Genomic DNA, 20,737 nt, shown 5'->3' on the forward strand with positions numbered 1-20,737 from the left:
CAGTGCAATTGCCTGCTATTTTAATCGCTCTGCCAGCTCCGTTGGAACCGTTATTGCGCCCTTTCTTCGTATTTTTACCGATGCGGCCGTAACCGCCAAAAAGGTGAAAAATGCCATGTAATGCTATTTCCTGGCGGTTTTTCCCCTAGACCCTGGCTTGTGGGCGGGCGAGTCGGCCAGCGGCTGGCATACCGGGCAAAACACGGTGCTGCGCTGCCCGAGACGGATTTCCGATAATACGCAGCCGCAGTGCATGCAGGGCTTGCCGCCGCGGCCGTACACCAGTAACTGCTGGGCAAAATAGCCCGGTTTTCCGTCTGCATTCACAAAATCTTTCAGGGTGGTACCCCCCTGCTCGATGGCCTTGGCCAAAATGGCCTTGATGCCGGTAACCAGCACCCGCAATTGGGCAAGTGGCACCTGAGCGGCCGGGGTTTGGGGATGAATGCCCGCGGCAAACAGGGCTTCGTTGGCGTAAATATTACCCACGCCCACCACGATGGTGTTGTCCATCAGGCACAGTTTTATCGCCTTGGTTTTTCCCAGTAGGCACTGCTGCAACGCTTCGGCATTAAAGGCATCGGTTAATGGCTCCGGCCCCAATTTGGCAAGCAGCGGATGGGCCGCCAGTGGCAGCTCGCACCAGAGCCAAGCGCCAAAACGGCGGGGGTCGTTAAAACGCAGCACATGGCCGTTCGCCAGCTGCAAATCGATATGATCGTGTTTTTCTGCCGGCTTGTTACGGGTGAGAATGCGCAGGCTACCAGACATGCCAAGATGGATGATGGCGGTGCCTGCCAGCGTATCAAGCAGCAGGTATTTTGCCCGGCGCTGCACGGCCGTAATCACTTGCCCTTCGATTTGCTGGGCAAGCGGCGGCACCGGCCAGCGTAAACTGGCATTACGAACCACCAATTTGCTTACCTGCTGCCCCAGCAGCCAGGGCTCAATCCCCCGGCGGGTGACTTCAACTTCTGGTAATTCTGGCATAACAACGGGATCTCTTAAGAGGCATGGGGGGCAGCGCTCAACAGTGGCTGCAGCGATGTTCTGATGCTGGGCGGGATTTGGTACCAGTTACCGGCGGCGGATTTCAGCAAGCCGTGTTCGGCAAACAGTAGCCAAACCTGGGCTTCATGATCGGTCAGCTGCAACAGTAATTCCTGGGGTTTGCCAAAGGCGTCCTGTGGTGGCGCTTCCAACAGGGGAGAGACACGGATCTGCAGCCAATGATTGACCCACTGCTGGCAATTCAGCACTTTTTCATCACACTGCCATGCACCCTGACCATTGCGGGCCATCCAGATCCCGGCCAACTGCAGTTGCTGTAACTGAGCGCCGTTATCGAACAAGGGCACGGTGGCCTTGGGGGTATCGTGGGTGTGCTTGTCCAGCAGTGTCAGTAATCCCACCATCACCACCGAGGCGACGATGATGATGTTATTCCATTGTCTGCGGCTTAGTGCCATGGTGATAACTCCCGGTGAACACGGCGTTTAGTGTATCACCGGGATAACCTCAGCCACCAGTGGCATTCATGAAGCGCAAAATCTGCGGGCTGTCAGGCTGGTCAAAGTGATGGGAACGGGGCTTGCGCTGCAAGGCCTCGGTAATGGTCTGCTGCAACAGCGGCAAATCGTGGGGGTGCTGACGCACCACGGGTTTTAAGTCCACCGCGTTTTCATTGCCAAGACAAAGCAGCAAGCGACCATCGGCTGTCACCCGCACCCGGTTGCATTCATGGCAGAAATTATGGCTGTGTGGCGAAATGAAACCGATGTGGATATTGCTGTCAGGCATCTGAAAATAACGTGATGGCCCGCCGGTACGCCGGTTGGACAAGGTCAGGGGATAGTGTTGCTCAATCACCTGCTGCACGTCATCACTGGACATGTAACGTGGCGACTGCCGCTCGGCCATTTCCCCGAGGGGCATCTCTTCGATAAAGGCGATATCCAGCCCCCGGCTGCGGCAAAATTCCACCAGCGCCAGGATTTCATCCTCGTTACGCTGCTTGAGAATGACCGCATTGACCTTGATGCGTTCAAACCCCGCATCCAGGGCGGCATCAATCCCGGCAATCACCCGCTCCAGCTTGCCAATGCGGGTCAGCGCCTGAAAGCGCATGGGATTGAGGGTATCCAGGCTGATATTGAGGCGGGACAGCCCGGCCGCTTTCAGGGCCGGTGCCAGTTTGGTGAGGTGCGAGCCATTGGTGGTCATCGACAACTCACGCAGTCCCGGCAGCAAATTCAACCGTTCCACCAATTGGATCACGTCCCGGCGCATCAACGGCTCACCGCCGGTGAGACGGATTTTGGTGACCCCCATCTGTGTGAATGCCTGGCACACGTGTGCCAGCTCTTCCAGAGACAGCACCTGATGCTTGGGCAGAAACCGGGGATTGTCCCCCATGCAGTAAACGCAGCGAAAATCACATCTGTCAGTTACCGATAACCGCAAGTATTCTACTTTGCGGGAAAAACCATCGCTGAGGCCCATAACCATACCTCACAGCAGTTCGCCAAAGGGCAGAATGTAAAGGGGTTGTCCAGCCTCGACGGCGTCGTCCCGCTCACCTATTACCGCCAGGCAATTGGCCTTCACCATGGAGCTGAGCATGCCGGAGCCTTGGGCACCGGTAGCGCGTACATGCAACTGGCCATCATTGCCCAACTGGGCAATGGCGCGGCTGAATTCGGTACGGCCCTGACGGCTTTTGAATTTTTCATCCGCAATGGCAGGCAACAGTTGTGGCTCCCAAGCGTTTTCACCGGCAAGTTTACGCAGCGCCGGTTGTACAAACAGCAAAAACACCACCATGGTGGCTACCGGGTTACCCGGCAAGCCGAAGAACAGGGCATCCTTGACCTTGCCAAACGCCAGCGGCCGCCCCGGACGCATGTTAATCCGCCAGAAGTGGATTTCGCCAATGGCTGCCAACACTTTTTTAATGTAATCCGCATTGCCCACAGAAACACCGCCGGAGCTCAGTACCACATCGGCCTTGGCCGCCGCGCCGGACAGTGCCGCGGTCAACGCGGCTTCGGAATCTTCAATAATGCCAAGATCAATCACCTCACATCCCAGCCGTTTGGCCATGGCCTTGATGGTGAAGCGATTGGAGTCGTAAATGCAGTTGGGTTTGAGTTCGCTGCCGGGTTGGCAGACCTCATCACCGGAGGAGAATACCGCCACCACCGGGCGGCGCCGGGTTTGCACCTTGGCAAATCCCAGTGATGCCAACAGCCCTTGCTCGGCCGCGCCCAAGCGTTGCCCAGCGGCCAAGGCTACGGCGCCTTTGGCAATGTCTTCACCGGCCAGACGCACATTTTGACCGCACTTGAGTTTGCCGGAAAAACTCACCTTGCCGTCGCTTTCGCTGGCAAGCTCCCGCGGCTGCATCGCATTGGCACCTTGCGGCAATGGGGCGCCGGTCATGATCCTCACCGCTTCACCAGCCTGCAGCACTCCGTCATAGCTGTGCCCTGCCAGCACCTCGCCTTTTATCACAAACTCTTGCGGCAACGGCTCACTGTAAACAAAGGCGTAACCATCCATGGCAGAATTGGTATGTTGCGGCACATTTACCGGGGAGATGGCATCTTGCGCCAGTATGCGGTTATCACACTCATCCAGCGCCAGGGTTTCGCTGGCAGCGACAGGCGTTACCTGTGCCAGGATTTTTTCAATGCCCTGACGCACCGCCAGATTGTCGCCATGGCCGGTTTCGCAGGCATCCAGCGGTAACGGTTTGGCAGCAGGTGCCTGCCATTGCTCGGCATACTGCAGGACAAAATCGGCAATCTGCTGGATGTTATTGATATCCAGTCGTTGGATTTGCGCCGGCAATTGGGTGTCATCGCAGCAGGCTACTGCCAGAATGTTGGGGTCTTCGGTATAAATGAAGGGTTTGCCCAATGCCGCCCGGTGCAATTCGATTTTGGGCAGGGCCAGTTTCTTAAAGCCTTCCACCAAGACCAAATCGGCCTGATCCGCCTCCAACTGTTGCAACAGGTGCTCTAAATCCGGGTCGGATTCTTGCGGGTCTTCGGTCATCAGTGCCCAGCGCACATGGGAGGCCACCAACAGCTGCCGGGCACCGGCTTTGCGCATTTCGTAACTGTCTTTGCCGGGAATGTCCACGTCAAAGTCATGATGGGCATGCTTGAGCACTGCCAGGCGCAGTCCCCGTTGTTTGAGTACCGGGATTAACTGCTTCAGTAATGTCGTTTTACCGGTACCGCTGTAGGCACAGAACCCCAGAACAGGAATGGGAAGCGGGTTGTGGAAAACAGTGCTCATAGAAACCTCTTTAAGCTTTTGCTATCACTGCAGCCAATTGCTGTTTCTGTTCATGCGTGTTGACGTTCACAAAAGCATTGGGCTGATCGGCAAATGATACTTTGGCCACCTTCATGTCGGCATACCAGCTTTCAACTCGGCGCTGGCCGCTTTCCAGATAGCGCTTTAACGATTGCCCCAGTTCAGGTTTCAATAACATTACGACGGAATGATCACGCTCACCGTCGGTTGCAACCGCCAGGTCGGCATCTTCTGCCAGTAACTGCTGCTGCATCCGTTGCGCAAGATCCCGCGGTAATAATGGACAATCGCAAGGCACCACCAGCATTAAATCGGACTTGCATCCCATTAATCCGCTGTACATGCCCGCTAACGGCCCAAGAAAACCTTCCAACTGATCGGCAAAGACCTCTAAACCGAACGCAGCATACCTTTCCTGATGCTTGTTGGCGTTGATCCGTATCTTATTTACTTGATCTTTAAGCCGGTCAATTACATGGGTGATCATGGGTTGGCCCAACAGGTCTATCAATCCCTTGTCTTCTCCGCCCATGCGCCTTGCCAGTCCACCGGCAAGAATTATTGCTTCAATCTGCTGCGACATGATGTCTGTTCAACTCCGCGTGTGTCCCCTGATGTAACCGGGAAATGTGAATCTGTGCTGATTCAATCAGCCAGCGCTCCTGGCACAGATGAACCAATCCAGCATCCTGATGACTGCTTATCAGTAATCCGGTTCCCTGATTCTTAAGCTCGCCGATCATCCCCAGTACCAGCTGCTGGGACATCCTATCCATATTGGAAATCGGTTCATCCAGCATCAGTAACGGGGGTTTTAACAACCAGGCCCTTGCCAAGGCCAGCCGTTGGCGCTCCCCGCCAGAAAGCGTTGCGGCATTGGCCCGCAACAGCTTGCCCAGCTGTGCCTGCTCAATGGCAGAAGCCATTCGCTGCTGTTGTTCGGCGAGTCCCAGCACGCTGTAGCGCTGGGCCAATTGCAGATTGTAGCTGACGTTGCCTTCAAAAAGGTAGGGATGCTGGTGCAAATATAGCGCTTTTCCCAACAGGGAATGCTTTCGCCACCAAGGGGATGCAGGAAAGCCTTCCGCCACAATGCGGCCTCGGGTAGGGCGCAATAACCCCGCCAGCAGTTTCATCAAGGTGGTTTTGCCGCAGCCGTTATCCCCTTGCAGGTAAATGGCATCATGTTCCCTGAAACACAGCTGAGGAGCAGTAAACAGTAAGCGTTCACCAAAGCGCATCTCAAGATCGCTGGCAACAATTTTGAACATGTTGTTTCCTAATGACTTCGAGGCTGAGCCGTACCACGCAGTACGCCCAACATAAAATTCAGGATCAGTGACAAAATCAGCAACACCAGCCCCAGGGCGATGGCCTGGGCAAAATCACCTTTGCTGGTTTCCAGGGCAATGGCCGTGGGGATGTTGCGGGTAATATGGGCAATATTGCCCCCCACCATCATGGAACAGCCCACTTCGGTCACAATGCGGGAAAACGCCGCTATCACGGCCATCAGCAAAGGTACCCGCAATTCCCGGCAAACTACCCATACCGCTCGCAACCAGCCAGCCCCCAAGGTGCGGCAAGTTTCCCAGGCGCGCTTGTCCACACTGGTAAAGGCGGCGTGGCTCATGGCAATCAATACCGGTGCACAAATCATCATTTGCCCAAGGATCATCCCTTTTTGGGTAAACAGCCAGCGTAAATCGCCCAGCGTACCGTTGCGGGTCAACAGCAAATAGGCAAGCAACCCAATGACAACCGTGGGGACGGACTGCAGAGTTTGCACCAGGTTAATGACAGCCCAATGCCCGGGAAAACGCCGGAAGGCCAGCAAAAAACCCAGGATAAGACAGGGGAACAAGGTGACAAGCAGCGCCGCGAACGACACTGAAAAAGACACTGAAATAATGGACCAGATTTCAGGATCAAGAGAAAACAGCAGACCAAAGGCCTGCTGTATCAACACTAACCAACCGTCTGTCATTTGTGGTAAGTGGCTTTAAACAACTGCTGTCCTTGCACTTTAAAACCGTTAATCAACTGTTGGCCTTTATCGCTTACCAGCCAATCGCTAAAGGCGCGGGCCCCTTTGTGGTTCAGTTCAGGATATTTGGCAGGATTGATCAAAATCACCTGATAAGGGTTGGCCAGCATGCTGCCGCCATCAAAATCCACGGTCAGCTCCAGCTTGCCTTTATAAGCGATGTAAGTGCCACGGTCAGACAAGGTGTATCCCTGCATTTCGTTGGCCATCAGCAGGGTTTTGCCCATGCCCTGACCCACAGCGCGGTAACCGGCAAACTCAGGTTTAACGTTGGCGGCTTTCCAGATCAGCAATTCTTTTTTATGGGTGCCGGAGTCATCGCCACGGGAAACAAACGGCACATCAGACTTGGCAATCTTGGCAAAGGCTTCTTCAGCGGTTTTGCTGTCGCGGATTTTGGCAGGGTCATTTTTGGGGCCCAGTACCACGAAATCGTTTTCCATCACACCGCGGGGTTCCACGCCAAAGCCGTCATTCACAAACTTGGCTTCCGCATTCGGGGCATGGGTCATCACCAAGTCCACATCACCCTGTGTACCCAGTTTCAGCGCCTTGCCGGTACCGGTGGCAATCACCTGCACCTGATAACCAGTGTCAGCTTCAAATTGTGGCAGAAGATAACCAAGCAGCCCTGAGTTCTCAGTACTGGTGGTAGTGGCCAGTTTTACCGCTTTTGTATCCTGTGCTTGCGCAGAGGCACTCAACAACATCCCTGCAGCAACAACGCACCCCAACAGTTGTTTCATTTTCAGCATGATAGCTCCTATGATTTATTGAACATCAATCCGCACACGGGTTTGTGCCTGTTGTTCATTTTTTATTTCGGCCACCACGTAGCAAATTCAATGCCATTGTCATTTTTGCGCATTCTTTGTACCAACGCGCCACCTTGTGTGAACCTTATCACAACTCCATTAAAAACCATCCAGACAATTTGTCACACCCTACTTTTTACATGGTCCATACTGACCAATAAGAGCAACATCAATGATAGAATGTCGGTCAAATGAGTCAAAATGTCTTGCAGATGAATGCCATGAGTCAAATTGATCCGCCATTAAAACCACTGCCATCGGCAGTGTCGGTTCTGATTGTTGATGATGAGCCGGGAATGCGCAGTTTCCTTAGCAAAGCGCTGGCCAAAAAGTTTGCGTTGGTGGAAACCGCCGCCAGCGTGGAGGAAGCTGAACAGCTGCGCAGCCGCTGCCATTTTGACCTGCTGATTGTGGACATTCGCCTGCCCGGACGCTCCGGCATTGAATGGCGTGAAGCGCTCGATGATCAGGAGCGCCGCTCCGACATCATTTTTATGACCGGTTACGCCGACATGGATGTGGCCATTCAGGCGCTGCGAGCCGGTGCATCCGATTTCATTCTCAAACCGTTTCATCTGGATCAGATGATGCAGTCGGTCGACCGCTGCATTGAGCGGCGGTTGCTGAAGCGGGAAAACCTGATGCTGCGCCGCGAGGTGTCTGCCGGTTATTCCTCTTCCATCATTGGCAACAGTGATGCCATGAAAGAGGTAAAACGCATCATTGAACGGGTGGCGCCCACCAATGCGGTGATCCTGATTGAGGGCGAATCCGGTACCGGTAAGGAGCTGGTTGCCAGACAACTGCACCTGCTCAGTGGCCGTCAAGGACCGTTTGTGCCGGTAAACTGCGGAGCCATTGCCCCGGAATTGCTGGAAAGTGAGCTGTTTGGCCATACCGCCGGCGCCTTTACCGGTGCCAAAGGCAACCGGGAAGGGCTGTTCAGCTTCGCCTCCGGCGGCACCATTTTCCTCGATGAAATCGGTGAAATGCCGCTGAAAATGCAAACCTCACTGCTGCGGGTACTGGAACAAAAATCCATCCGCCCCGTGGGCAGTGAAAAAGAAGTGGCCATTGATGTGCGCATCATCGCTGCCACCAACCGCAAGCTGGCAGAAGAAGTGGAGTCCGGCGGTTTTCGGCGGGATCTGTTCTACCGCCTGAATGTGCTGAATATCGTGATCCCGCCACTGCGGCAACGCCCGGAAGACGTGGTGGAACTGACCCATCATTTCACCCGGCAACTGGGCGCAGAGCTGGGTGTTAGGGAAGTGGTCTGGAGCCATGAAGACCTGCTCAAACTGCAACAATATGCCTGGCCGGGCAACATCCGCGAACTGCGCAACATGATTGAGCGCTGTTTATTGCTGGGAAAACCGCCGGCGGAATACTGGAAAGACCTGCCCAAAATGGAGCAACCGGTCCAAACCGGCTACCCGCTGGACTGGCCGCTTAAAGAGGTGGAACGGGATCATGTCACCGCCGTGGTGGATGCCCATGCCGGCAATAAATCGGCAGCGGCCAGGGTGCTGGGTGTTTCCCGCAAAACCCTGGATCGCAAATACAAAGAGTGGTTTGACAACCTGCCGGGGGCGGAGGATTAAGTGTCACTGTTCCGGCGCATCTTCGGCATCACCTGGCGGCAAATGCAGGCCAAGGTGCGCTATCGCATCCTGATCCTGACGCTGCTGCCCATCTTGCTCACCTTGGTGAGTTTGGTGTTCATCACCATTTACTGGAACATCAGCTATACGGGCAAGCAGCTGTTCATGAAGGTGAAGGCGGATTTGACCGTAGCCATGAACACCCTGTCATCGGTGCAGGATCACCAGGAAAAGTTGCTTGAGCGCGTCATGCACTCCTATGAGTTCCAAACGGCTTTTCGGGCGCTGAAAAATGACAACCCCCAACAACTGGCCCGCATTCGGGCACTGCTGCAACAACAGCAGCAAGTGCTGGATTTGGACTTTTTGCGACTGGTGAGCATTGATAACGTAGCCAACGATCCGCGCTTGCGGCAAATGTTGCCCAACGTGATTGATCATCAGGCCTATTCCGGGCTAATGGTACTCAATGCTGCCGAGTTGACCCGCATCGACGGCCATTTGGCACAGCACGCCCTTGTGCCGATTATTGCCACCCTGCGGGCCCAAACGCCCCAGGCGGCTGAAGAAAACCGGGGATTGCTCAGTCGCAGCCTGTTACCCATTCCTGATGCCCAAGGCCATGTAGGCTGGTATCTGGATGGCGGCACCATGATCAACGGTGACACCCGCATCGTGGATCACATCCGCGACTTGGTATACGACAAAGGCACCTTGCCGGAAAATTCCATCGGCACCGTGACCATCTGCCTCGACAACATCCGCATCAGCACCAATGTGCCACTGCATACCGGCCCTGGACGTGACCAGATGCAAGGCCGGGCGCTGGGCACGCTGGTCTCGGAAGAAGTGCGCAAGAAAGTGCTGGAACAGGGTAATCTCTGGATTGACCGCGCGTTTGTATACAATGACTGGTTCATCTCGGCTTATGCACCGCTAAAAGACATACGTGGCCAACGTATTGGCATGATTTACAGCGGTTTTTCTGAGGCGCCATTCATCTACAACTATCTGCTGAACATTATCGAGCTGGGCACCATCCTGATGCTGGTGCTGCTGGTATCAGGCATGTTGGTGTACCGTGGCGCCTACAGTTTGCTACTGCCCATTGAACGGATTCATCATGTGGTCAATGCGGTGCAATCCGGCCGCAATATGCGCATTGGCGCCCTGGGGCTCGACAGGGACAATGAACTGTCCAATCTTGCGGAGCAATTTGACCGCATGCTGGATTTGCTGCAACACCGCAATGCCCAAATCCAGGCAGCCGCCGAGCAACTGGAAATGAAAGTGGAAGCACGTACCCGCAGTTTGCAGGAGAAAACGGAAGAACTGCAGCAAAACGTAAAACTGCTGAACGAAACCCGCCACCAACTGGTAACCAACGAGAAACTCACCGCCCTTGGCGAACTCACCGCCGGTATCGCCCATGAAATCAACAACCCCACCGCCGTGATCCTGGGCAACATGGAACTGCTGCGCTACGAGCTTGGCGATAACGCCAAGGTGGTGGAAGAAGAAATCGATTTGATCATTCAGCAGGTGGGGCGCATCAGCACCATCATCCGCAGCCTGTTGCAATACAGCCGCCCTGGCGAATTTAACGCACCACTGGAACTACAGCAACTCACGCCCATTATTGATGAAATGCAGTTGTTGGTTCGTCACTCCCTGGGAAAACAGGAAGTGGTATTGCTGCCGGAATTAAATGCCAGCCATCCGGTAGAGGTCAATCGGCCCCAACTGCTGCAGGTGCTGATTAACATGGTGATGAATGCCGCCCATGCCATGGACGGCAAAGGCCGAATCTGGATACGCACCTATGATTGGGTGATAAACAACGAGCCCGTAGGCGCCAAGATTGAGATTGAAGATGAAGGCCGCGGGATCCCAGAAGAGCAGTTGGGACGCATTTTTGATCCCTTCTACACCACCCGCAAAGATGGCACCGGCCTTGGCTTGTCCCTCAGCTACGGCATTATCAATCGCATCGGTGGCAGCATTGAGGCCCGCTCAACAGTAGGCAAAGGCACGGTGTTTACCATCAGCCTTTATCACCAGGCAAAGGAGCCGTTCAATCCGCCTTATGATGAGCTGCTGTTCAAACAGCGGGACAACACATCCCCAGACAACTGAAAAGGCAAAAAAAAAGCCGGGTAAAAAAACCCGGCCACCAAGAGTGTGTGTGAGCAATGTCGTGCTTTGCAAACTCAGGAACACCATAATTCAAAGTCATACCACTGAACTTGTCATTAAGGATGAGTTTTTGGAACGCGAGTTAATAGTAATAATTCTCATTTATATTTGCAACTCTTTTTTTGCACTGCCCATCCATTTGCTTAAAGATGATTATCGCCTGTGGAGCAGGCAATCACCTTACTGATTTGCGCCATGCTGCGACCGCTGCATTGCTGCCAGTGATTGAACACGGCCTGCACCTGGCTCAACCCACTTTTTGAGGTAAAACCGGCATCCACCAACTTGTGAGTGGTCAAATAGCTTTTGATGTCTTCCGTCAGCAAAAAGGTGTCCTTGCCGATATGGCGCAAAAAATAGGGGCCGGTATTGCCACCCAAACGGGCACCACGCTGCTTCAGTTGCTGCCATAAACCGGTAATTTCTTCCACGGGCCACAGGGCAATGTAACGGGCCAAGCTGCCATGCTCCTGGGCAATCTCACGCACCATCAGCGCGTTATCATAAATGGCCTGGGTTTTCGTTAAGTGGCGAATGAGCTGTGGGTCCGCTGCCCGCTGCTGAAGCTGCTCAGGCGATAACAGCAAGATTTTCAGCGGATCGAACTCAAAAAATGCCTGTCGATACTGGGGCCATTTATGCTCCACCACTTTCCAGACAAAGCCGCTTTGAAACACCTGCTTGCTCATGGCCGATAACAGCTCCGCATCGGCATACTGCAGCAACTCGTCTTCACTCAGCACCTGGGGCAAAAGGCTTTCCAGCTGCGCTGTACCGCCTTTACGCTCACAGGCGCGGGCATAAATGGCATCAAATGATTCAGGTTTGTTCATGGTTTGCATCCCTACTTGATTTCCACACACTGCCCATGACTGACGCCATGTTTACCGGTGAATAAAATAAAAAAACAATCACACAGGATTGCGGTTGTTTCAGCTCAATGCCTTGGCTTTTACGTCACAACAGCAAGTGCAGCCTTACTGGTTCTGCTGTTTTTTGGCCTGCAGCAGCTGCTTCCAGAGCAACACGTCATCGGGCAACTGAGGGGTTTCCCCTTGATAGTGCACGGCATTGAGCAACGCATCAATGGTGATTTTTTTGCCGTTACAAACAAAAAGCCCCCGCACATTGGCAATGGCATGCAGCCCGCGCTCACTGACAAAACGCTGTTCGATGTAAAAATATTTTTCGTCCCAGCCCAGCACCCGGGTATCAATATTGAACTTGCTCAACGGTTTGATATCCCGAATAAAAGTAAATTCGGAAGCATTGACTACCGGCAACCATTTACGCTGCCAAAAAGCTTTCAGCAATCCCATTTCAGCCAACATGAAGGTACGGGCCAAGTCCATCAGTGCCGGATAGCGGGCATTGGTCAGATGCAGGTTGATATCGCAATCGCTGGGCCAGGCGCGAAACGACAAACGCGACACCTCAAGGAAACCGATGCGACGGGCATGACGCATGCGCCACAGTAACATCCAGAACAGACGGAAATACAGATTCATGTTGTTCACTCAGTAGTCTAATTAAGCTCAGGCTAACAGAGGTCATACCAGCCAACAAGGGGTAACGGGAGGCACAAAAAAGCCAAAGGCGCCTAATGGCACCTTTGGCTGTCACAACGGTGAAATAGCAACCTTACACGGCAATGCCGGAATGACGCAGCAAGGCATCAATGCTGGGTTCCCGCCCACGGAAACGAACAAACAGCGTCATGGGTTCTTCAGAACCGCCATTTTCCAAAATGGCGTGCAGAAAATCCCGGCCGGTCTGTTCATTGAACACGCCCTCCTCCTCAAACCGGGAAAACGCGTCTGCCGACAAGACCTCGGCCCATTTGTAACTGTAGTAGCCGGCGGCATATCCACCGGCAAAAATATGGGCAAAACCATTCTGGAAACGGTTGAATGCAGGCGGAATTACCACCGCCACCTGACGGCGCACCTCATCGAGCATCTGCTGGATATGAGGCCCTTTTTCGGGGTCGTATTCCTGGTGCAGACGGAAATCGAACAGGGCAAATTCCAGCTGGCGCAGCATCATCATGCCGGACTGGAAGTTTTTCGCCGCCAGCATCTTGTCCAGCATGGCTTTGGGTAACGGTTCACCACTTTGGTAATGGCCGGAAATTTCCGCTAAAGCTTCAGCTGACCAGCACCAGTTTTCCATGAACTGGCTGGGCAGTTCCACCGCATCCCAAGGCACCCCGTTAATGCCGGAGACGCCGGCCACATCCACTTTGGTCAGCATGTGGTGAATGCCATGGCCAAACTCATGGAATAAGGTGGTCACTTCATCGTGGGTAAACAGTGCCGGTTTATCCCCCACTGGCCGGTTGAAGTTACAGGTAAGATAGGCCACCGGTTTTTGCAGCCCTTGCAACGTCATGCGCCGGCTGCGGCAATCGTCCATCCAGGCGCCGCCGCGCTTGCCTTCACGGGCATATAAATCCAGGTAAAAACTGCCGCGATACTCGCCGGTTTCATCGATCAGTTTGAAAAAGCGCACGTCAGGATGCCAACGGTCGAATGCCTGCTCCTCGTGAATATCCATGCCGAACAGGCGTTTTACGGTATAAAACAGGCCGTGCAATACCCGATCTTCCGGAAAATAGGGGCGCAGTTGCTCTTGGGAGATCTCGTATTTGTGTTGTTTCAGCTTTTCGGCGTAATAACTCAAGTCCCAGGCAGCCAGTTCGTTGATGCCGAAATGTTCCTTGGCAAAGGCTTGTAATTCGGCCAATTCCGCCTTGGCCTGCGGTTTGGAACGCAGCGCCAATTCATTAAGAAAGGCAATGACCCGAGCGGGAGACTCCGCCATTTTGGTGGCCAATGATTTTTCGGCAAAGGTGTCAAATCCCAGCAACCGGGCCAGCTCGTAACGCAGTTGCAAAATTTCATCCATTAACGGGCCGTTATCAAATTGTCCGGCATTGGGCCCCTGATCGGAGGCTCTGGTCACAAATGCCCGGTAACACTCTTCCCGTAATTCCCGGTTATCGCTGTACATCATGACCGGCAAATAGGATGGAAAATCCAAGGTGAACAGCCAGCCGTCCTGCTGTTTGGCCTCGGCCATGGCTTTGGCCGCATCAATGGCCGATTCCGGCAACCCTGCCAGTTGGGATGGGTCGGTCACCAGTTTGTGCCAAGCGTGGGTGGCATCCAGCAACTGGTTGGAAAATTGGCTGGAAAGCTCACTCATCCGCTTGACGATTTCACCGTAGCGCACTTTTTGTTGCGCCTGCAGCCCAATGCCAGACAGCTCGAAATCACGCAGGCTGTGCTCAATCACGGTTTTCTGTGCCTGGGACAACTCGGCAAACGAGGGGGCGTCATGCAATGCTTTATACGCTTGGTATAACCCCTCATGCTGCCCAACATAGGTGCCATATTCCGACAACAGCGGCAAGCAGGCATCATGGGCGGCGCGCCATTGGGGGTTGCTCACCACGGAGTTCATATGGGAAACCGGAGACCAAATCTGGCTCAGCTCATCATCGGTTTGCTCCAGCGGCGCCACCAGATTTTCCCAAGTGTAAGGGCCGCCACTGGCCAACACTTCATCAATTTTTGCACGGCACTTGGCAATGGCCTGTTCCACCGCAGGCTGAATATGTTCCGGTTTGATGCTGGAAAAAGGAGGTAATTCACTGGCTTGCAGTAACGGATTGGTCATTGTCGATCCTTAATGAAAATAGTATGAAGCAACATTCCTATAGATAAGGCCTTCACCGCCCTTTATCAAGGCACCAGGCAAACTTAAACGTTAGCAGGCACTAACAAAGAACCGCGGCACAATCACCGTGCCAGATCACAATTTTCAGCGCTGCTTGCAGGAAATTCTCAGCAATGCCTTTGTGATCATAAATAATAGTCATTATTATTTACACTTTTCAGTTCATCCTTACAATTCCTCGTCAATGCCGTTTTGGGTATCTCACAGGGTCTTCACCATGCACTACACCATGACATTGCTGTTATTGCTGATTGCCATGCCAATATTGGCCAACGAGCAGCGCGAAACCGAGATTTATATGGACTGGCAAAGCCGCTATGTGTCGGAAGGACGTGATAACCTGCCCCGTGGCGGCATCGTCTGGAGTGGCATTGAGCAGCAACGCGGCGCCTGGCACTGGTATGGTCGCCAGGGCATTGGCGACAGCACCCGCTTTGTGGAAATCAATCTGGGCGTGCAGTACCAATGGCAATTACCGGCAGGGGTGATGCTGACCACCGGTTATAAACGGGCGCAAATTTTTGCCGGCAGCAACAGCAGTAACAATGAATTGTCTGCCGGATTGGCTTACCAGGGCTGGCACTGGCTAACACCCAGCCTGACCTACAGCTATGCCAGCAAGGCCAGAGGCGCCTTCATGGAGTTCAGCCTCACCGGCCACTGGCAACCCACCCCGTTGTGGCTGGTGGCGCCTTATGTCACGCAAGGCTGGGATTTTGGCATGGCATCCCCTTCTCACGACGGCCCCAATCACTTCCAGTTTGGAATGGAAACCGCCTACAGCCTCACGACCCAGTTGCAACTGGCACTGCAGTTACATCGCAGCATCGGCCTGGATGACATCACCCGCCAACGCCCCAACGCAGACACGGAAGTACACAGTAACCAGAATTTCGGCGGTCTGGCACTCCGGTACCGCTTTTAGTCGGCTGTCCGACTCGCGCCGCGCTTGCCAGCGCCTATACTTGGGCTGTCGAAGGAACGACGGTTCAGGAGGCGGCAAGATGCGCTCAACCACGCCCACCGCGGCAGTCATCATGATCACCCTTTATGCTGGCAGCCCGCTGCCATCCAGCGCCATGGTGCCCCACCAGCCACCGCCCGCTGCACAGCGGGCGGTAGACGCCAACGGCAATCCACTGCCCATTCCCCGGGAATTTGAAGCCGCACTGGAGTATCGCTCCCGCGAGGCCGATGTGCCGGTCATCAAAAACACGCCTCAAAAACGTGCCCGCAAGTCGCGTCAAAAGACCGCGCCACAGGTGGCCGATGATGCCAGTTGCCGCTGGTTATATCAGCGCATGACCACATTGCAAAACCGGTTGCAGCAACAAAGTCACATCGACAAATACCTGCAGGTGGAGCTGGGACGCTACCGTCAGCAATGGCGATGCCTGAAATGTGCCAAAGGCGGGCCCGGCAGCGCCGAGTTATCCCGTTGTCGGCCATAACGGCACAAATCACGCCGCTGGTCAGCGGTTATAAATCTCCCTACAATGGCCCTCTTGGCGACAGCAACCACTATCGCCGTGTCAACAAATGGATTTTTACGGGAGTTGTCACATGACCCAACATTTCGACTATATCTGCCTCGGCGCTGGCAGTGGCGGCATTGCCTCAGCCAATCGCGCGGCCATGCGCGGCGCTAAAGTGTTGCTCATTGAAGCCCAGCACCTTGGCGGGACCTGCGTTAACGTAGGATGTGTTCCCAAAAAAGTGATGTGGTATGGCGCCCATGTGGCAGAGGCCATGAAGCTGTACGCCGCCGATTATGGCTTTGATGTCAACATCAAGCAGTTTGACTGGAATACCCTAGTCAACAGCCGGGAAGCCTATATTGAGCGCATCCATGGCGCCTATGAACGTGGGCTTGCCAATAACAACATCACCTTGGTACAGGGCTACGGCCAGTTTGTGGACAATCACACCATTGCCGTCAACGGCCAGCATTACACGGCTGACCATATCCTCATTGCCACTGGCGGCCACCCCACCATTCCCCAAATTCCCGGCGCCGAATACGGTATTGATTCTGACGGATTCTTTGCCCTGCGCCAGCAGCCCAAACGGGTCGCCGTGGTAGGTGCAGGCTACATTGCCGTTGAAATTGCCGGCGTACTGCACGCCCTTGGCAGCGAAACCCACCTGTTTGTACGCAAACATGCACCGCTGCGCAACTTCGACCCCATTCTTTACGAAACCCTGGTTGAAGCCATGGCCGCTGACGGCCCCACACTGCACACCCACAGCATTCCCAGTGCCGTTACCAAAAATGACGATAACAGCCTGACCTTGCAACTGGAAAACGGTGAGTCCTGCAACGTTGATTGCCTCATCTGGGCTATCGGCCGCCAACCCAATACCGCCAAGCTGGGGCTGGAGAATACAACCGTGGAACGCGATGCCAAAGGGTATGTCATTACCGACGGCTGGCAAAACACCACCGCCCCCGGCATCTATTGTGTGGGTGATATCATGGCTGGTGGCGTGGAGCTTACACCGGTTGCGGTCAAAGCCGGCCGGCTGCTGTCAGAACGCCTGTTTGGCAATCTGCCGCAAGCCAAAATGGATTATCAGAATATCCCCACCGTGGTTTTCAGCCACCCGCCCATTGGCACCATGGGGCTTACCGAAGCTGAAGCCAAAACCCGCTTTGGGGAAGATAACGTCAAAGTGTACAGCTCCGGCTTTACCGCCATGTATACCGCCGTCACCACCCACCGCCAACCCTGCAAAATGAAACTGGTATGCGTGGGTGCAGAAGAGAAAGTCGTGGGCATTCACGGCATCGGGTTTGGCATGGATGAAATGCTGCAAGGGTTCGGTGTCGCCATCAAAATGGGTGCCACCAAGGCCGACTTTGACGCCGTAGTGGCCATCCACCCCACCGCCTCAGAAGAGTTCGTGACCATGAGGGGTTAATGTCGAAAACCCACCTACACACGTTCTTACTGTAGAAAAACCGATAGGCCAGAGCCTCGTTCTCTGGCCTTCATTTATCGACTCACTGCCTCTTCTAACACGGTTATGCCCCAAAGCTTGTTTCACATGACTGAACTAGCTTTGCTTGGTACTGTTCTGTTGACCAAATTTCAGTAATGCTACAAAGTGTCTACTCTTCTAGAGGCTTACCCTTCTCTAGATAATCTTGGTAGTGCTTTTCTAATGCCTGCAAGAATGTTGCTCCACCCAATACGCTCTTTCCAAAGCTTGCCATCGACTATTACTCTGTAGCAGTCAATACGATTGGTTTTATATAACGCTAACGTGTGCGTAGTTGGTATGCCATTGTCGTAATCGGTAATTTCAATAACTCTACGAAGCTCAGGAATGCGTTTAGCTAATACATCACCCTGATCGTATTGTGCTGAAGCATAATTTACTTTACTGTATAATTTACAATAAGTTTTTTGAGTCTTACTAGTGTGTCTATACATGTTTGGCCTCCTACCTTACAAGGTAGCGTACCTTGCAAGGTCTCGCTAATAAGCTGTTAGCAATATAAGGAGAATTTAGATGTATACAATGTATTCGCAACCTCGAACTGGATTGCAGTCAAAGTTCGAAATGTTTCGTGAAAATATAGAGTTAACTCAAACTCAAAAGGAAAAAATAATATCTAGTCATACACATTTACGGCAAAGAAACTTACAGCCACTTTTTTATGTCAAAGAGTCATTTCTAACCGGTTCGTATAAGCGCAATACAATGATCCGTCCACCAAGTGACGTAGATGCCTTTGTTGTTATTAACAAGTCAACTTATGAGACAACACCTAATGCCATTTTGGCGCAATTAAAGCGAGATCTAAACGGGTGCTACCCTAATAGTATAATCCGTCAAGATAAACCCTGTGTGACGTTAGATTTTAATCACTGTAAAATTGAGTTAACGCCTGCAATTCTTGCTGGTTACTATCCTGAGCAGAGATATTATATTCCAAAGCAAGGAACAAATGAATGGATGCTAACAGATGATCCGAAACGAGCAGAAACTCGGCTGTCCCAAGCAAATTCACGGTTAAATGGCAAACTTACTCCATTAATAAAAATGATTAAGCACGCGAAACAAATTAATAATATAAAAGATGTTAAATCTTATCAGATTGAAGATCTGGCAATACAAAACATCAGAACCATGTCTAGCTATCGCGATGGTGTTCAACAAATGTTTCGGGCTTTAGGGTGGACGATTAACAACATGTCTCAGTTTCAATTAGAGCAGTTATCTGACTTTGCTTTTGCTGAACTGTGCCGAAGTTCAATATTTGGCAATGAATTTCCAGCATAAATATTATGAATGACAATGAAAAACAATTACTAAGACGTTTAGGCGAAGATTCTGCACATACGTTTAAGGGTTTGCATAAACAAGCTGATTTGTTGGATAGAAAGTACAAATTGTATTTGTCGTTACCAATAATTTTTAGCATAGTGGCAATAGGTTTTGACGAAGAGATTCCCTCACTAATTCTGAAGCTCATAGCTGTAGTTGCTTTGACTGGTTCTACACTCGCACTCATTGAACAAAAAGATTTCGAGAAATCAGGTGGCTATAGAGAGCTAGCAGATCAAGTGAAGAATCTTTATGAAAAAATAGAGGCATCTTACCACTTAGATGATTTTTCTAACTTTGCTTCATTATCAACTGAATGGAGCGAGTTACGAAAAAGCTTCAAAGATTATCCTATAGGTTCTAGAGCATATAAGTTGACTCAAAAAAACATAAAGCAAGAGATGAACCTTGATTGGTTGGGTGGTGAATATTGCTAACAAACGACTATGGCGTCAATCCTTTATTTTGGGCGATGTTTTGGTCCCACATAATGCCATCTCGAAGCATAGAGTTTAGGATGACCACCATCTTGCGAACGCAGGCAATAATTGCCACTTTCTTTGGTTTTCCAGCTTCGAGTAATCGAGCGTAAGTGTCCTTGAAAACAGGGTTACATTGCATGGCTGACATCATGGCCATGTACAAAACGGTTCTCACCTGTGCGCGGCCTCCTTGGATGACTCGTTTCCCTTTGTAGCGTCCGCTTTCTCGTGTAATAGGGGCGACGCCGATGAGTGAAGCCGCTTGTTTGTTGGTAATGTAGCCTAACTCAGGCACATTGCTGATGATAGACGCAGCGGCGATATTGCCAATACCAGGTACGCTTTGTAAGAGGGTATTTTTAGTTTGGTATTCGGGGCAATCTTCGATGAGTTTAACAAGCTTATTTTCAATCTTTGAGACCTGATTTTTTATCGCAGTCAGGATGGGTGTCATTGTCGAATGTAGGTGCTTAGGCAAAATTTGAATACGATTTTTCTCCATGGTCTGCATCGCGAGCAGCTGATTGCGGCGAATTACTAAGTCACTCATTAAACGTATGTTCTTAGCCTTTATGACCGTCAAATCAGGTTTAATGGCTTCACCATAATGGGCGATAAGCTGTACATCTAAGCGGTCATTTTTGGCTCTACGACCAATAGCACCGGCAAAGCGTTTGATATGAACAGGATTGGCACGAACAATAGGCAACTTGGCCTCGGTACACGCTAACACGAAGGGCATTTCTAGGCGCCCAGTCGCTTCGATAACGATACGCTGTGGGTTGTGTTTTTTGATAGTAGTTAAGGCCTGTTTGATACCCTTTTCGTTGTTTGGCACGGTAAAAAAGACATCGAGTGGACGGATGTAAATGTCGAGCTGTGATTTGCCAGTATCAACACCAATATTAATGTTTTGAAGTGGGTTTGTATTCATAATAAGCTAGCTCTTGCTTGCGAAATGCGGGTTCGAGACCCAGTCGACTATTCGAGGTTTATGCTTGGAGTCCTATGAGGCGTTCATGTTTGTTATCGGTCTCTCGACAGAGGAGCCAGCGTTCAACCGAACTGCCACATAGAAAGCTTTAGTTGCCGCTAAAGCCTGGGTCTCACTTTACCCTTTTGGCTTGCTTATTATCCATACAAGCGTTTAAGGCGGATTCGCAACGCTTGGCAGTTTCGCTTCGCTCAAGT

Annotated in this window: 20 protein-coding genes; 7 read left to right on the forward strand and 13 right to left on the reverse strand. The window is 52.3% G+C overall.

The features are described from left to right. Nucleotides 1–123: 123 nt before the first annotated feature. Genes mutM through ACIDEJ_RS10555 form a run of 8 tightly spaced genes read right to left on the reverse strand, consistent with a single transcriptional unit; the run spans nt 124 to nt 7,128 of the window. Nucleotides 124–990, reverse strand: a complete 867-nt coding sequence (gene mutM / locus ACIDEJ_RS10520) for a bifunctional DNA-formamidopyrimidine glycosylase/DNA-(apurinic or apyrimidinic site) lyase (protein WP_411988030.1) — start codon at nt 988–990, stop codon at nt 124–126. A 14-nt stretch (nt 991–1,004) separates the two neighbouring features. Next, nucleotides 1,005–1,469, reverse strand: a complete 465-nt coding sequence (locus tag ACIDEJ_RS10525) for a hypothetical protein (protein ID WP_411988031.1) — start codon at nt 1,467–1,469, stop codon at nt 1,005–1,007. 49 nt (nt 1,470–1,518) lie between these two features. Further along, on the reverse strand, nt 1,519–2,502 hold the full coding sequence (gene moaA, locus ACIDEJ_RS10530) for a GTP 3',8-cyclase MoaA (protein ID WP_411988032.1): 984 nt from the start codon (nt 2,500–2,502) through the stop codon (nt 1,519–1,521). A gap of 9 nt (nt 2,503–2,511) precedes the next feature. Then, nucleotides 2,512–4,305: a bifunctional molybdopterin-guanine dinucleotide biosynthesis adaptor protein MobB/molybdopterin molybdotransferase MoeA gene (locus ACIDEJ_RS10535; protein ID WP_411988033.1), complete on the reverse strand. Its 1,794-nt coding sequence runs from the start codon at nt 4,303–4,305 to the stop codon at nt 2,512–2,514. Between the two features lie 10 nt (nt 4,306–4,315). Beyond that, nucleotides 4,316–4,909 (reverse strand): molybdenum cofactor guanylyltransferase MobA, encoded by a 594-nt coding sequence (gene mobA / locus ACIDEJ_RS10540; RefSeq protein WP_411988034.1) that lies wholly within the window; start codon nt 4,907–4,909, stop codon nt 4,316–4,318. Further along, nucleotides 4,893–5,597 (reverse strand): ATP-binding cassette domain-containing protein, encoded by a 705-nt coding sequence (locus ACIDEJ_RS10545; RefSeq protein ID WP_411988035.1) that lies wholly within the window; start codon nt 5,595–5,597, stop codon nt 4,893–4,895. The genes mobA and ACIDEJ_RS10545 overlap by 17 nt, the downstream gene beginning before the upstream one ends. Nucleotides 5,598–5,605: 8 nt before the next feature. Next, nucleotides 5,606–6,313 (reverse strand): ABC transporter permease, encoded by a 708-nt coding sequence (locus ACIDEJ_RS10550; RefSeq protein WP_411988036.1) that lies wholly within the window; start codon nt 6,311–6,313, stop codon nt 5,606–5,608. After that, entirely contained in the window at nt 6,310–7,128 is an 819-nt protein-coding gene (locus ACIDEJ_RS10555; RefSeq protein WP_411988037.1) for an ABC transporter substrate-binding protein, read from the reverse strand. The genes ACIDEJ_RS10550 and ACIDEJ_RS10555 overlap by 4 nt, the downstream gene beginning before the upstream one ends. Nucleotides 7,129–7,409: 281 nt before the next feature. Between ACIDEJ_RS10555 and ACIDEJ_RS10560 the strand changes: the two genes are divergently transcribed. Then, entirely contained in the window at nt 7,410–8,792 is a 1,383-nt protein-coding gene (locus tag ACIDEJ_RS10560; protein WP_411988050.1) for a sigma-54-dependent transcriptional regulator, read from the forward strand. Between the two features lie 42 nt (nt 8,793–8,834). Next, entirely contained in the window at nt 8,835–10,928 is a 2,094-nt protein-coding gene (locus ACIDEJ_RS10565; protein WP_411988051.1) for a sensor histidine kinase, read from the forward strand. Nucleotides 10,929–11,131: 203 nt separating this feature from the next. On the opposite strand, the gene ACIDEJ_RS10570 is transcribed toward ACIDEJ_RS10565, so the two are convergent. From ACIDEJ_RS10570 to prlC, 3 genes are all read right to left on the reverse strand, one after another. Then, nucleotides 11,132–11,821: a DNA-3-methyladenine glycosylase I gene (locus ACIDEJ_RS10570; RefSeq protein ID WP_411988038.1), complete on the reverse strand. Its 690-nt coding sequence runs from the start codon at nt 11,819–11,821 to the stop codon at nt 11,132–11,134. Nucleotides 11,822–11,965: 144 nt separating this feature from the next. Continuing rightward, nucleotides 11,966–12,496 carry a thioesterase family protein gene (locus ACIDEJ_RS10575; protein WP_411988039.1) on the reverse strand — a complete coding sequence of 177 codons (531 nt, stop codon included), beginning with the start codon at nt 12,494–12,496 and terminating at the stop codon, nt 11,966–11,968. 133 nt (nt 12,497–12,629) lie between these two features. After that, nucleotides 12,630–14,669 carry an oligopeptidase A gene (gene prlC / locus ACIDEJ_RS10580; protein ID WP_411988040.1) on the reverse strand — a complete coding sequence of 680 codons (2,040 nt, stop codon included), beginning with the start codon at nt 14,667–14,669 and terminating at the stop codon, nt 12,630–12,632. A gap of 277 nt (nt 14,670–14,946) precedes the next feature. Between prlC and ACIDEJ_RS10585 the strand changes: the two genes are divergently transcribed. The 3 genes from ACIDEJ_RS10585 (at nt 14,947) to gorA (ending at nt 17,651) form a co-directional block, all read left to right on the forward strand. Continuing rightward, nucleotides 14,947–15,654 (forward strand): hypothetical protein, encoded by a 708-nt coding sequence (locus ACIDEJ_RS10585; protein WP_411988041.1) that lies wholly within the window; start codon nt 14,947–14,949, stop codon nt 15,652–15,654. A 79-nt stretch (nt 15,655–15,733) separates the two neighbouring features. Next, nucleotides 15,734–16,180: a hypothetical protein gene (locus tag ACIDEJ_RS10590; RefSeq protein ID WP_411988042.1), complete on the forward strand. Its 447-nt coding sequence runs from the start codon at nt 15,734–15,736 to the stop codon at nt 16,178–16,180. 112 nt (nt 16,181–16,292) lie between these two features. Then, nucleotides 16,293–17,651, forward strand: coding sequence for a glutathione-disulfide reductase (gorA, locus tag ACIDEJ_RS10595; protein WP_411988043.1), 1,359 nt, complete (start codon nt 16,293–16,295; stop codon nt 17,649–17,651). Between the two features lie 206 nt (nt 17,652–17,857). Here the strand turns inward: gorA and ACIDEJ_RS10600 are convergent, their stop codons facing one another. Continuing rightward, a complete protein-coding gene (locus ACIDEJ_RS10600; protein ID WP_411988044.1) occupies nt 17,858–18,166 on the reverse strand; it encodes a hypothetical protein in 309 nt (102 codons plus the stop codon). 79 nt (nt 18,167–18,245) lie between these two features. Between ACIDEJ_RS10600 and ACIDEJ_RS10605 the strand changes: the two genes are divergently transcribed. Further along, nucleotides 18,246–19,019, forward strand: coding sequence for an SMODS domain-containing nucleotidyltransferase (locus ACIDEJ_RS10605; protein ID WP_411988045.1), 774 nt, complete (start codon nt 18,246–18,248; stop codon nt 19,017–19,019). Between the two features lie 5 nt (nt 19,020–19,024). After that, the gene (locus tag ACIDEJ_RS10610; protein WP_411988046.1) at nt 19,025–19,501 is read left to right on the forward strand and encodes a hypothetical protein; all 477 of its coding nucleotides are present in this window, start codon (nt 19,025–19,027) and stop codon (nt 19,499–19,501) included. 7 nt (nt 19,502–19,508) lie between these two features. Here ACIDEJ_RS10610 and ACIDEJ_RS10615 read toward each other — a convergent pair whose 3' ends face one another. Then, nucleotides 19,509–20,480, reverse strand: coding sequence for an IS110 family RNA-guided transposase (locus ACIDEJ_RS10615; protein ID WP_411988047.1), 972 nt, complete (start codon nt 20,478–20,480; stop codon nt 19,509–19,511). Between the last annotated feature and the right edge of the window lie 257 nt (nt 20,481–20,737).

The sequence above is a fragment of the Shewanella mytili genome (assembly GCF_046765975.1).
GTDB classification, from domain to species: domain Bacteria; phylum Pseudomonadota; class Gammaproteobacteria; order Enterobacterales; family Shewanellaceae; genus Shewanella; species Shewanella mytili.